Annotated in this window: 8 protein-coding genes and 1 tRNA gene; 4 read left to right on the forward strand and 5 right to left on the reverse strand. The window is 34.9% G+C overall.

Translation table 11 applies throughout. The features are described from left to right. Positions 1-5: 5 nt before the first annotated feature. From EV144_RS13355 to EV144_RS13375, 5 genes are all read right to left on the reverse strand, one after another. Positions 6-455, reverse strand: coding sequence for a hypothetical protein (locus tag EV144_RS13355; RefSeq protein WP_134149525.1), 450 nt, complete (start codon positions 453-455; stop codon positions 6-8). A gap of 138 nt (positions 456-593) precedes the next feature. Next, entirely contained in the window at positions 594-3,002 is a 2,409-nt protein-coding gene (locus EV144_RS13360; RefSeq protein ID WP_134149527.1) for a TonB-dependent receptor domain-containing protein, read from the reverse strand. A 277-nt stretch (positions 3,003-3,279) separates the two neighbouring features. After that, positions 3,280-6,948 (reverse strand): phosphoribosylformylglycinamidine synthase, encoded by a 3,669-nt coding sequence (gene purL / locus EV144_RS13365; RefSeq protein ID WP_134149528.1) that lies wholly within the window; start codon positions 6,946-6,948, stop codon positions 3,280-3,282. A gap of 415 nt (positions 6,949-7,363) precedes the next feature. Further along, positions 7,364-9,217, reverse strand: a complete 1,854-nt coding sequence (locus tag EV144_RS13370; protein ID WP_134149530.1) for an endonuclease — start codon at positions 9,215-9,217, stop codon at positions 7,364-7,366. 367 nt (positions 9,218-9,584) lie between these two features. Then, positions 9,585-11,093 carry a right-handed parallel beta-helix repeat-containing protein gene (locus tag EV144_RS13375; RefSeq protein ID WP_134149956.1) on the reverse strand — a complete coding sequence of 503 codons (1,509 nt, stop codon included), beginning with the start codon at positions 11,091-11,093 and terminating at the stop codon, positions 9,585-9,587. Between the two features lie 276 nt (positions 11,094-11,369). On the opposite strand from EV144_RS13375, the gene EV144_RS13380 reads away from it, so the two are divergent. From EV144_RS13380 to EV144_RS13395, 4 genes are all read left to right on the forward strand, one after another. Continuing rightward, on the forward strand, positions 11,370-11,798 hold the full coding sequence (locus tag EV144_RS13380; RefSeq protein WP_134149531.1) for a hotdog fold thioesterase: 429 nt from the start codon (positions 11,370-11,372) through the stop codon (positions 11,796-11,798). 6 nt (positions 11,799-11,804) lie between these two features. Next, positions 11,805-12,872 (forward strand): chorismate-binding protein, encoded by a 1,068-nt coding sequence (locus EV144_RS13385; RefSeq protein ID WP_134149533.1) that lies wholly within the window; start codon positions 11,805-11,807, stop codon positions 12,870-12,872. Between the two features lie 84 nt (positions 12,873-12,956). After that, positions 12,957-13,673 (forward strand): bacillithiol biosynthesis deacetylase BshB1, encoded by a 717-nt coding sequence (bshB1, locus tag EV144_RS13390; RefSeq protein WP_134149534.1) that lies wholly within the window; start codon positions 12,957-12,959, stop codon positions 13,671-13,673. Between the two features lie 66 nt (positions 13,674-13,739). Further along, positions 13,740-13,813: transfer RNA gene (locus EV144_RS13395), tRNA-His, on the forward strand. Positions 13,814-13,987: the final 174 nt, after the last annotated feature.

Genomic DNA, 13,987 nt, shown 5'->3' on the forward strand with positions numbered 1-13,987 from the left:
AAAAATTATTTAGAAGCAGTTCTTTGTGGTTCTGGTTCGTCTTCGTAATCTCTAACTCTTTCGCCCATAATAAACATTTTTTTCTTGTTGAAATGGATTGAGAATTGAGAATACAACCAATCTTCTGTATTGTCTAATTTGTACCAAAAAGTATAGGTAGCGCTATTAAAACCTTCTTTAAATTCAGGAACACCGGCATCATCGCATTCAATTCCCCATGTAATATTTTTTTTGCTCAAATCTTCGTTTTGCAGCATACCGGTTCCGTCGGCGTTTAAGATAATTATAGGTTCTTTTTTTCCAACAGAATAGTACGTTCCAATAATAGGATAACCAATTGTAGTTGCAATATAATGATCGTGAATTCTATACGTAATCTGCTGTACCTTAACTTGGGAATAAGATTGTGTCGAGATTAAGAATAATGTAAAAAGGATAACTTTTAGGGTTTTCATTCTATGTAGGATTTTAAATTTTTTGGATTATCAAAAACAATCCAGTGGCAGGATTTTTTTGGCTAATATAATTCAAAATTCAATAGAAAAAAGGAATCTGATTTATAAGAATGTGTTTTTATGCATTTTGTGCAAATTTTATTCCGTAGAAAACTGATTTTCCAAAAGTTTTTCTTTAAAATCAGATTTAAAAGTATAAGCAAACGTAAGCATAACCGCGCGCGTATCAGATTTAGAAGTTCGGCTGCTTCCAAAAAGTAAAGTATTGTTTTTATAACCGCTTTCTAATGTGTTAAACATATCGGTAACAACCAATCCTAAACGGGAATTTCCGTTTCCGAGTTTTTGCTGAAAACCCAAATCAACATTGTAAATCGGAATTCTTTTTCCCTGTGGCGTTGCGAGAGCCGAATTATAATTTCCAATGATTTGAAGTTTTCCGCCTTTCCAGGGAATAAAATTATTGATCATTTTTCCGTACCAGCTAAAAGCATTATTTACAACATCCTGCGCCAGATTAGAAGCATTTATGTTTTGCTGAAAAGCTGTTACACTAATATTTCCGTCATAAAAAGGAAGTGGTTTAAAGCTGAAAGTAGTTTCTAAACCATACGTTATTGTACTGCCTATATTTTCTGGTTTTAGCAAAATAACGCCATTATCCTGAAGTTGAGCGTATTGCTTAATAGTATTATTGGCATTTCGGTAAAAAGCATTTGTAGAAAACGAATATTTATCCCATTCTTTATTGTAACTCATTTCCAGAATATGAATAATTTCGGGCTTTAAATACGGATTTCCTCCATGTGGATTCAAAGCATCGGTAATATCCACAAATGGATTCAGTTCGTCTAAATCCGGGCGGTTGATGCGTTTGCTGTAACCAAATTTCACAAATTCATCCGATTTTATATTCAATTGTAGAGAAGCCGACGGAAAAAGTTTTAGATAATTGTTGTTAAAGCGATCACTATTGTTTTCTGTAGCACCGGTATTAGAAACATTTTCTGCGCGCAAACCCAAATTGTATTTCCATTTTGGATTTTCAGCATTTCCTATAAACGAATTCAACAAACCGTAAACCGCATTTATTTGTTCGTTAAAATTGAAAATAGTACTCGATAACGGATTAATTACATATTCGTTATTGATTTGATCTGCACTTTGAAAATCAGAATTAAAGAAACGGAATGTTCCCTTATAACCCGTTTCGATTACTGATTTTGATGCAACCGGAAAAGTGTAATTTAAAACGGCATTCGAAATATTTTCTTTTTCATAATTATGAGTTCGCTGCAAAAAAGGATTTCCAATCAGCATTTCATTTTCGTCATAATTATTGGTGTCAATATTCGTGTTTTCTCTATGAAAATTAAAAGAAGAAGTAATACTCGCACTCAGGCTTTTTCTGTCGTCAGAAAATTTTCTATCATAATTAAAAGCCAGTTCAGCCGCTTTTGAACGTTCTAATTCTAAAGAATGCCGGATATTATCGGAGAAAAAACTATTCGTATTTGTGTTTACTTTTGTTCGCAAAGTTTCGTCATTATCCTGACTTTCGAGATTTCCTAGTGCTTCAAATGAAAAAGTATTTCTTTCGTTTGGAGAAAAATCAATATTCAGTTTAAGGTTTTGCAAACCTTCTGTACGTTCGTCATGTCTATTTTGATTGATAAAATGTTCATCATCAATAAAATAATTCGTTCTGCTGCCTTCTATTCTTTTAGTTCTTCCTGCAAAACGATTGTCATATCCCAAACCAAAATTCCATTTCTCTGTTTTTTGATTCAAAAGAACCGAACTGTTCAATCTTCCTTTTGCACCAAAACCAGTTCCTAAAACCAAAGCGCCGTTAAGCCCGTTCTGATTATTCTTTTTCAGTTTAATATTAATAATCCCGCTTTCTGCATTGGCATCATATTTCGCCGTCGGACTACTTATGATTTCTATACTTTCAATACTGCTCGCCGCAATTTGATCCATGTTGGTAATGGCAGAGTTTTTACCATTAATTAAAATCATCGGCGATTTTCCTCGCAGCGTAATACCACCGTCTGCATCTACAGCCACAGTCGGAATACTTTTAAGCATATCTGTAGCCGTTCCGCCAGTTTGAGAAATGTTTGAAGCAGCATTAAAAACAAAACCTTCTTCTGTTTTCTGAATTTGTTTTTTCTGCGAATTCACCACAACCGTGTTCAATAAATTAGTGTCGTTTTCCAACAAAATGGTGCCTAAAGAAACCACCGAATTGGGAGATGAAATTTTTATTTTTTGAGATCTTGATTTGTATCCAATAAGTTTAAACTGTAATTCATAATCGCCAGAAAGAATCTGATCTAAAGCAAAATTTCCCGAAGCATCGGTTACCGTATAAGAAACCACTTTTGTAGAATCGGCAGTATTTTTTAAAATGACATCAACAAATTCAATAGCCAGTTTGCCATCAGAAACATTTCCTTTTATTTGTTCTTGTTTTTGTCCAAAAGAAAATTGACACATTAATGCGATAAAGAAAAAAGCCGATTTTTGAATAATTTTTATCATCTGACAAATGTATTTATCAATTGAAAAATACGCAGAAAAAGCAGCTTAAGATATTATTAAATTAGACTTAGTAAATATTAAGATATTGTCAAAAAAAAACGCTCGGGAAACCGAACGTTTTTTAATGAATTTTACCATTAGGAGATTAAGTTAATTAAGATAAAAACTTGATTTCTTAATGGTAAAAAATATTTCGAATTAAGATTGAAACTTAATCTCCTTAAAACTTAAGGCAAAAGCTTAATTAACTTAATCTCTTAATGGTAAAAAGAAAAAATTAGTTTTTCTCAATCCATTTTCTAGCGTTAACAAAAGCTTCATGCCAAGGAGAAACTTCATCATTTCTGTCTTTTGGATAATGCGCCCAGTTCCATTGGAAAGTTGAACGCTCAATGTGAGGCATCATCACCAAATGTCTTCCGGTTTTATCACACATCATTGCCGTGTTGTAATCAGAACCGTTCGGGTTTGCAGGATATCCTTCGTAAGCATATTTAGAAACAATATTGTAGTTTTCTTCTGCAAGAGGCAATTTGAATTTTCCTTCTCCGTGAGAAACCCAAACTCCTAAAGTACTTCCTGCCAAAGTAGAAAGCATTACAGAATTGTTTTCCTGAACTTTTACAGATGTAAAGATACTTTCGTGTTTCTGGCTTTCGTTATGAAGCATTTTTCCGTGAACTTCGTGTTCAGGATTAATTACTTCTAATTCCATAAACAACTGGCATCCGTTACAGATTCCAACAGATAAAGTATCTTCTCTTTTGAAGAAATTATCCAAAGCTGTTTTTGCTTTTTCATTGTATAAGAAAGCTCCGGCCCAACCTTTAGCAGAACCTAAAACATCTGAGTTAGAGAATCCTCCAACTGCTCCGATGAATTGAATATCTTCTAAAGTTTCACGACCAGAAATTAAATCCGTCATGTGAACGTCTTTTACATCAAATCCTGCCAAATACATTGCGTTTGCCATTTCACGCTCAGAATTACTTCCTTTTTCACGGATAATTGCTGCTTTTGGTCTCTCGACTCCGCTCGAGATGACAGGCGCTTTTCCTGTAAAATGTGCAGGGAAAGTATAATTTAAAACCTGATTTTTATAGTTTTCAAAACGTGCTTGAGCTCTTCCGTTTTTAGATTGTTTTTGATCTAATAAATAAGAGGTTTCGAACCAAATGTCTCTATACTTCGCAATATCCAAATTATAAATTCCAAATTCCAAACTTGCAGTTTGTTGAACTGAACCTAATTTGAAAAATTCGATATTATTTGATTTTAATTTAGTTTCAACTGCTTCGTTTGATTTTGCCTGGAATACGATTCCGATGTTTTCTGCGAAAAGGATTTTTAATAAGTCTTTTTCATTAAATACAGAAAAATCAATTTTTGCTCCAAGATTAACATCGGCAAAACACATTTCTAATAAAGTAGTGATCAAACCACCGCTTCCGATATCGTGTCCAGCCAAGATTTGGTTTTCACCGATTAATTCCTGAATCGTGTTAAATGCATTTTTAAAGAAAGCCGAATCTTTAATAGTTGATGTTTCGTTTCCAATTGTATTTCTAATTTGTGCAAAAGATGAACCTCCTAATTTGAAATCATCCTGAGACAAATTGATATAATAGATTGATTCTCCGTTTTTCTGTAAAACAGGCTCAACTACTTTTCTAATATCTGTACAATTTCCTCCCGCAGAAATAATAACCGTTCCCGGCGCAATTACTTCGTCGTTTGGATATTTTTGTTTCATAGAAAGTGAATCTTTTCCTGTCGGAATATTGATCCCCAATTCGATTGCAAATTCAGAACAAGCTTCAACCGCAGCATATAAACGAGCATCTTCACCTTCATTTTTACAAGCCCACATCCAGTTTGCAGAAAGAGAAACACCTTTTATTCCGTTGATAATCGGAGCCCAAACTAAATTTGATAATGATTCTGCAATTGCATTTCTAGAACCTGCAGCAGGATCAATCAAAGCCGCAATAGGAGCGTGCCCGATAGAAGTTGCAATTCCTTCTTTTCCTAAATAATCCAAAGCCATTACACCAACATTATTCAAAGGCAATTGTAACGGACCTGCATTTTGTTGTTTTGCTACTTTTCCTCCAACGCAACGGTCAACTTTGTTCGTTAACCAGTCTTTTGATGCAACCGCTTCTAAACGTAAAACGTCTTTTAAATAACTTTCGAAATCATTTGCCGAATAAGAAACGTCAGCATATTTTCTATCGATAGTTTTATCGGTCATAACCGTTTTTGGAGAACTTCCAAAGAAATCTTCCAAAGCATAATCCATCGGTTTTGAACCGTTTGAATGTGATTGGAAAGTAAAACGGTGATCGCCCGTAACATCTCCAACCTGATACATTGGTGAACGCTCTCTGTCAGCGATTCTTTGTAGAGTATCGATGTCTTTTTGACCAATAACCAATCCCATTCTTTCCTGAGATTCGTTACCGATAATTTCTTTTGCAGAAAGTGTTGGGTCACCAACAGGCAATTTATCCAAATCGATTAAACCTCCAGTTTCTTCAACCAACTCAGAAAGACAATTTAAGTGTCCGCCCGCACCATGATCGTGAATCGAAACAATTGGATTGTTGTCGCTTTCTACCAAACCACGAATTGCGTTTGCAGCACGTTTTTGCATTTCCGGATTCGAACGCTGAATTGCGTTTAACTCAATTCCTGAACCAAAAGCTCCTGTATCTGCAGAAGAAACCGCAGCACCACCCATTCCGATTCTATAATTTTCTCCTCCAAGAATTACGATTTTATCGCCTTCTTGTGGTTTTTTCTTAATTGACTGATCTAGTTTTCCGTAACCAATTCCACCTGCCTGCATGATTACTTTATCGTAACCTACTTTACGGTTGTTTTCTTCGTGTTCAAAAGTTAAAACAGAACCTGTAATAAGCGGCTGACCAAATTTATTTCCGAAATCTGAAGCTCCGTTTGAAGCTTTGATCAAAATATCCATTGGCGTTTGGTACAACCATTTTCTTTCTTCAACTGCATTTTCCCATTTTCTGTCATCCTGAGCGGACTCAGATTTCAAACGAGAATAAGAAGTCATATAAACAGCAGTTCCAGCCAATGGCAATGAACCTTGACCTCCAGCTAAACGGTCACGAATTTCTCCTCCAGAACCTGTTGCAGCTCCGTTAAAAGGCTCTACAGTTGTTGGGAAATTGTGTGTTTCTGCTTTTAATGAAATAACCGAATCAAATTCTTTTACTTCATAAAAATCTGGTTTGTCAGCAGATTTTGGTGCAAATTGCTGCACTTTTGGTCCTTTTACAAAAGCAACGTTGTCTTTGTAAGCAGACACTATATCGTTAGGATTTTCCTGTGATGTTTTTTTGATTAATTTAAAAAGAGAAGTCTCTTTTTCTTCACCGTCAATTACAAATGTTCCGTTGAAAATTTTGTGACGGCAGTGCTCTGAATTCGCTTGCGAGAAAGCAAAAATTTCAGAATCAGTAAGTTTTCTTCCAAGTTTTGTTGAAAGATTATTTAAGTATTCTACTTCTTCTTCGCTTAAAGCTAAACCTTCCACTTTGTTGTAAGTAGCAATATCATCAATTTCCAGAATTGGTTCCGGCTGAATGTTGATAGTAAAAATTTCCTGATCTAATTCGTTGAATTTTTGAGAAAGCATCGGATCAAAATCATTGAAATCTTCTGTTGCCGGATGAAATTCTTCAATTCTGATAATGCCCGGAATACCCATATTCTGAGTAATCTCTACAGCATTTGTACTCCAAGGTGTGATCATAGTGGCGCGTGGACCAACAAAAAAACCCGGCAGTGCGGATTTTTCGATCTTATTGGAGTTGGCAAAAAGCCAGTTTAATTTTGAAATGTCTTGAGCTGAAATTTCGTTTTGCGTTTGTACGGCAAAAACAGTTTTGCTTTGGTTTTCAAAGAAATGGATCATTTTGTGTAGTTTGTTGTATTGAGCTGCAAATTTAGTGTAAATAAATAGCAAGCGCAAATTTGAAAAGAATCTTTTTTTGAGGTACAAAGATACGGAGTTACAAAGGTTCAGAGGTTCAGAGGAACACAGGCTCAAAGGTTTTGTTTCACGCAGATTTGGCAGATTGAGCAGATTTAAGTGATGTAGATTTTAGAAATCTTAATGTAAGATACAAAGGTTCAGAGGTACAAAGACTCAAAGATTTTTTAAGCAGATTTAACAGCCTAAAAATTATTTGGGTTTTAGAAATAAATCTGTGAAAATAATATAGCAACCGTGTAAATCCGCTTAATCTGCCAAATCTGCGAGCAAAAAAACAACCCATAAAAAAAGCGGCAATCTGCCGCTTTTTAAATACATCAAAATCTAATTTTAGTTAGTTGATGATTATCTTTTTAATTACAGTTTGTTCTGCAGTTGTGATTTTAACAATGTAAATTCCTTTTGCAAGATGACTTACTGATACTGCATTGTCTGTAGTATTTTGTTTTTCAAATACTTTTTGTCCTGCAAAAGAAATAATTTCTATCGAATAAGAAATAGAATCTCCATAACCAACATTAAAGTTTCCATCAGAAGGGTTTGGGTAAATTGAAATTCCATCCACATAAACTGGGATTTCTTCTTCAGTTTCAGCAATTGGAGCTTTTTTGCTTGCTAAGTTGCTGCAAGTGTCTGTAGCATAAGAATCCCATTGTGAACTTAAATTAAATGTTGTCGTTGGAGCAGTTACAGTCGATTTTCTTCTTAAAGTTACATCGGCTGCAAAGTTAGCAGTTCCACCGCTAAAAGTTCCAATAATATCAATCAAAACGCCATTTTTAAATAAACCTACAGCGTCATTTCCATTAAAAGTCAACTCCGTTGCTGTTGTCGAAATATTGGCAGCGCTCGTTAAGAAACAAGTCGAAGAAATAGAACTGTTTACCACAACATATTTTCCGCCGCTGCTTAAAGTTCCTGTCAAAGCTAAACCTGTACTCCAAGCTCCAGCACCGTTTGTTTGTTTTTTAATTGTATAAACAGACATACTTACCGCGCTTCCTGTATTATTAGCGATTTCCAAAGCCTTATTATTTCCAGAACCTTCAATATATTCAGAGAAAAGAAGTTCTGTCGCTGTTCCTGTTCCGCCACTGCTGTTTGTTGTTACCGCGATTGTATTGCTCGATGCAGAAGCATTTCCTGCAGCATCTTTTGCTTTTACATAAATAGAATAACTTGTAGAAGCAGTTAAACCAGTTATCGTTGCAGTTGTTCCGGAAACTGTTGTTTTTAAAGCGCTGTTTGCATAAACATCATAACCCGTAACAGCTACATTATCTGTAGATGCGGTCCAGCTTAACGAAATAGAAGTAGCAGTTTTCGCTGTAGAAGCTAGACTTGTTGGAGTAGAAGGAGCCTGAGTATCTCCAGTTCCAGAAGTACCGCCCCAAATTTGACTCACATATTCCGGATGATCGATATATGGATTTCTATTTCCCTGACGTGCGTAAACTGCATTATTTCTGGCAATTTCTCTCGCACTTACAGGATCTTGCGTATTCCATGCCAAAAGCATATTTAGGAAAGCAGTTGTAAAAACCTGGTTGCTTGTACCATTGAACATCGCATAAGAATATCCGGCAACTGTATTTTCATAACGTGTTGCAAAATAAAAATACATTCTGGCAATATCACCTTTAAAAGCATTTATAGGTTCAAAAACAGTTCCCGAATATCCAGAAACACTGCTTGATCCTAATTTGCTTCCGTTTTGCGAAGTGTAAGTTGCAGAACTCACTGTTCCGTGTGGGTAATTAGAACGCATTCCGTTTACTTTTCCATCGGTTGGTGTAATAAAATGTGCGTCGGCAACCATTGGTGACTGCTCATTAAAAACAGACTGTGGAATTATATGTTCTCTGTTGTAACAATCTCCTTCTGCAGAATAATTGCCACATCTTTGCGTACTTCCAGTACTGTAATTGTAAGGATCTGTTCCTGATGGATTTTCAGAATACATGTCTAAAACTGTTCCGTCATTTTCGTAGAAATTGTCAACGTCGGAAGTTTGGTAGGTTGTGTACAAACCAGCATAACCATTATCGGTGTGGCCTTTTATAATGTTGTACAATTGTGTTTTTAAAGTATAACCTGTTCCAGTTGCTGTGTTGTAATAACCCGACGGAATCTGTGCAAAACTTGCGGTAAAAACCAATAAAAATAATAAAGAGTAGATTTTTTTCATAAAAAGCAGTTTAAGATTTGGTTTGAAATTGTGAAAATTAAGATTTCAATAAATTGATTATTAATATTTTAATTTTAGAATTGTATCAAATTTACTACTTTTTAGAATAGGCTGTATTAAGAGATGTTTAAATTTTAGATATATTTTCTTACTGTTATAAGGTTTGCCGCGAAGACACTAAGACACTAAGTTTTTTTATCGCAGATTTTGCAGATTTAGGAAGTTTTTTTAATCTCGCAAAGACGCAAAGTCGCAAAGTTTTTTATTTCCTTAGAAGACAACTTTGCGACTTTGCGTCTTTGCGAGAAATTCATTTACAAGAAAAAAATCCTCTAAATCTGCAAAATCTGCGAGAAAAAAATAAAAATTACTTCGGAAAATCAGCACTTTGATAAGCACCCAAATCAGGAGGAGAGGTTCTGGTTTTCCCGATAATATCCAACGGAATATTATAAAGTTGATTCCCTTTCGCGAAAGCGCCAGAACTTTTATCAATATTCAGTTTGTTTTCTGAGATATTAAAAAACTTCGGACTTTGATTTAGAATAATTTGATTGTAATGTACCGGATCTGAAGTGAATTGATAATCAGGATTAGTGCTTGAACTACTGAATTTAAGTAGACAGTTATTTAATTGATAAACAAAACTTGCACTAGCATTTTTACTCAGATTAAATTCGTTGGTATTAGAACCATAAATAATACAATTGTTAAAATTCGCCTGAGTCAAATTATTAGCTTCCGGGGCTGCGCCAGCCAAACTATTGCTCAAACTGACTGCAAAATGCGAACTGCTCTGCCAATTGTTATTAAAAGTACAATGTGTAAAGCTGTAATTGCCACCGTAAACACAAGATAAACCTGCTAAACCAGCATAATTAATAACGATATTTTCTCCGGTAATACGAGCATTTTGAGCCAAAATTCCGTATTGCGCACAATTGTAAATCTGAGTATTTTTTATTGAAGTATTTCCAGTGCTTTTAATATCAAGACCAATCGTACCATTTTTTAAAGTTAAATGATTGATGGAGCTATTTTTACTTCCATTAGAAAAAATCACCGAACCCCATTGTCCCGGAATATCAGCATATAAAGATTCAAGACGATCGCCTTTAAAAACAACTTCGTTTTCTAATTTTTCAGTTGCAGAAACAGTTCCATTAATCTGAAGTGAAGCATTAGAAGCAACATAAAGCCCAGAATTAGAATGAAAAAATACTTTAGAACCCGCTTCAAAAGTTACGGTTTTATTTTCCGGAACACCGGCATAACCATAAATAACATACGGTTTGTTTTTTGTAAAAGCCAGTTCATTTCCGTTTACAGCGTCATTTTCATCCAAGTAAAAACCATCGACATCTTTACCGTCAATTTTAATTTTTTCTTTACTTCCGTCAGGATTTTGTTTTGGATATAAAAATACAGCATCCTGAATTAAAGTAACCAGTGCTACTTCCTGAAGATTTGCGCCACTGTCAAATTGAATTTCATCTGTATATAAAAAATCAGCAGGATTTGCATCTGTAATATCGGCCGTAGTTTCAATAAAAATATACAAACTGTCTTTGGCTAAAAGCGTAACATCATTAAAAATTTTGCCATTGTTGCCACTCATTCCGTCAACCGTCATTCGATATTTAGAACTTAATCCTTTTTTTAGCTGAATGGTCGGAATCGAAATATCGTCTTTACTTTTATTGTAAACTTTAAGTTGATACGTGCTCGAACCGATGTTTTTAAAAACAGTATCCAGATAAACGGTATCTTTTGAAAACTTCAAATCTCCGGAACTTGCAACAGTGTCAAAATCAGTTCGGCATGAGCTGAAAGCAAAAATTATAGCAAGAATGAAGAGTGTAAAGTATTGACGCATTTTTTTGTTTTTTGTTTTTCTGCCACTCCCGATAGTAATCGGGATAAAAGGATTAAAAAGATTTTTTTTCAAGACTTTTAATTTGTGAGAATCTGTGCATCCCGATTACTATCGGGAGTGGCAGAAAAACTTTAAAATTTAATTGCCCCAAAATTATTGTTTCGGTAAAAATAGCAAAAATCTGACAGCTTCATAAATGATTTTTAATAATACAAATGGATTTTTTAATTTGTATCTTCTCTTTTGTTTAATTTTACGATTTTAAAGCTTATTTTAATGAATTATACAAAAGAACAGATTTTGGCTCACTGCAATGCGTTTTCTAAAAACACTTTGATGGAGACGCTAAAAATAGAATATATAGATGCTGGAGAAGATTTTTTGACAGCAAAAATGCCAGTAAATGCATCAGTTCATCAGCCAATGGGATTGCTACACGGAGGAGCATCGGTTGCTTTGGCCGAAAGCGTAGGAAGTGCAGCATCTTTTTTCTTTGTAAATCCGGAAGAGCAGGAAGTTCGAGGTATCGAAATTTCGGCAAATCACCTAAAAAGTATTCGTGAAGGTTTTGTTTTCGGAACGGCTCGAATCATTCATAAAGGAAGAAGTATTCATCTTTGGGAAATTAAAATTACCGACGAAGAAGGGAATTTGATTTCGCTTTGCAAATTGACAAATATGGTTTTAGACAGAAAGAAAAGTTAGTTGAATATGAATGATTTCTTTTCTAAAATTACATTGCATAAAGAACAAAATTTACCTTTTGTACTTTATTCTAAACCCAATTCGACTAAAATAATTGGGCTTTTACAACAAAATGATGTTTTGCATACGGTTTCTGATTTTACCGAAAAAGGTTTTGTTTTTGCTTCTTTTGATGAAAAACAATTAATTCTGATTCCGGAAAATGAAGCTGAAATCATTATTGCTGAACAAGAAAATTTTGAAATTAATCTAACCGAGATTAATGATTTAGGTTTTGATGAAAAAGCCAAAAATCAATACGAAGATTTAGTTGCAAAAGGAATTGAAGCGATTAAAAACGAGGAATTTAAAAAAGTCGTTTTATCGCGCAGCGAAAGCGTTGATCTTTCTGAATTTGATTTTGTAACTACTTTTCAGCAGCTAATTCAATTGTATCCAACGACTTTTAGTTATTGCTTTTTTCATCCGAAAATTGGTTTTTGGATGGGAGCAACGCCGGAACAATTACTAAAAGCCAACGGAAATGCGTTTGAAACTACGGCGCTGGCGGGAACGCAGAAAGCAACTTTAGAAACCGATATTTCGTGGGAACAAAAAGAAAAAGACGAACAGCAATATGTGACTGATTTTATTGTGAAAAGACTTCGAGAAGTAGCTTTTTCGGTAAAAGTTACAGAACCGTACAGCATAAAAGCAGGATCGATCTGGCATATTAAAACCGATATTTCGGGAGTTTTAAATGAAAATTCAACGCTGGAAGAAGTAATTGATACCCTGCATCCAACGCCTGCGGTTTGCGGACTTCCTAAAAAGAAAGCAAAAGCTTTTATTGTAGAAAACGAAAATTACGACCGGACTTTTTATACGGGTTTTCTGGGCGAATTAAACAGCAGTCTGGAATCGAGCTCCGTAAGTTCTGATTTATTTGTAAATTTACGAAGCATGCAGATTCAGCAAAATAAAGCCATTTTGTATATGGGATGCGGTATTACCAAAGAAAGTATTCCCGAAAAAGAATGGGAGGAAAGCGTCAATAAATCCATGACGATGAAAAGGGTTTTAAAGATAAAATAGTTTTTTAGTTTCAGGTTTCAAGTTGACACACAGGACGTAACTTGAAACCTGAAACTTGAAACCTGAAACAAAAAAATAAAAATTATGAAATTAGATATATTAGCCTTTGGCGCACATCCGGATGATGTAGAATTGGGTTGTGCGGGAACGATTTTAAAAGAAGTTTCGCTGGGTAAAAAAGTAGGCATTGTAGATTTAACACGCGGTGAACTTGGAACGCGCGGAACCGCAGAAACCAGAGATAAAGAAGCTGCCGATGCTGCAAAAATATTGGGCGTTGTAGTTCGTGAGAATCTCGAAATGCGTGATGGCTTTTTTGCAAATGATGAAAAGCATCAGCTTGAAGTTATAAAGATGATTCGAAAATACAGACCAGAAATTGTTTTATGCAACGCTGTAGACGATCGCCATATTGATCACGGAAAAGGTAGTAAATTGGTTTCTGACGCTTGTTTTTTATCTGGATTAATGAAAATTGAAACTTCTATTGACGGTGTAAATCAAGAAGCGTGGCGACCAAAAGTGGTGTACCATTATATTCAATGGAAAAATATCGTACCTGATTTTGTAGTTGATATTACTGGATTTGAACACAAGAAAATCGAAGCTGTAGCAGCTTATAAAACGCAGTTTTATGATCCAAATTCAAAAGAACCTGCTACACCTATTACAAGCAAAAACTTCTTTGATAGTTTAAATTATCGCGCGCAGGACTTAGGAAGGCTTGTTGGTAAAGATTTTGCTGAAGGATTTACGGTTGAAAGGTGTTTGGCAGTCAATAGCTTAGAAAATTTAATGTAATTTTTTCATTTTTTTCTTTGTAGAAGTAAACCTTTGTTATATATTTGCACTCGCTAAGCAAAAATGGTGGTTGTAGCTCAGCTGGTTAGAGTAGCGGTTTGTGGTGCCGCGGGTCGCCGGTTCGAACCCGGTCAGCCACCCAGAAATTTAAAGCCTTGAATTTTATTCAAGGCTTTTTTTGTGCCTAGAAATTAAATTCCAATTTTTTTTAAATTCCAAATTCCAATTTTAACGTAGAGTACGCAAGGCAAAAAAAGCAAAGGTTCGCAAAGTTTATAATTAATAAAACTTTGCGAACCTATGTGTAATCTTAA

This window comes from Flavobacterium sp. 270 (assembly GCF_004368785.1).
Classification (GTDB): Bacteria; Bacteroidota; Bacteroidia; order Flavobacteriales; family Flavobacteriaceae; genus Flavobacterium.

Coding starts and splice junctions, on each gene's coding strand:
- EV144_RS13360 (WP_134149527.1), bottom strand. CDS start 3,002: ATGATAAAAATTATTCAAAAATCGGCTTTTTTCTTTATCGCATTAATG.
- EV144_RS13385 (WP_134149533.1), top strand. CDS start 11,805: ATGAATGATTTCTTTTCTAAAATTACATTGCATAAAGAACAAAATTTA.
- purL (WP_134149528.1), bottom strand. CDS start 6,948: ATGATCCATTTCTTTGAAAACCAAAGCAAAACTGTTTTTGCCGTACAA.
- EV144_RS13380 (WP_134149531.1), top strand. CDS start 11,370: ATGAATTATACAAAAGAACAGATTTTGGCTCACTGCAATGCGTTTTCT.
- EV144_RS13355 (WP_134149525.1), bottom strand. CDS start 455: ATGAAAACCCTAAAAGTTATCCTTTTTACATTATTCTTAATCTCGACA.
- EV144_RS13375 (WP_134149956.1), bottom strand. CDS start 11,093: ATGCGTCAATACTTTACACTCTTCATTCTTGCTATAATTTTTGCTTTC.
- EV144_RS13370 (WP_134149530.1), bottom strand. CDS start 9,217: ATGAAAAAAATCTACTCTTTATTATTTTTATTGGTTTTTACCGCAAGT.
- bshB1 (WP_134149534.1), top strand. CDS start 12,957: ATGAAATTAGATATATTAGCCTTTGGCGCACATCCGGATGATGTAGAA.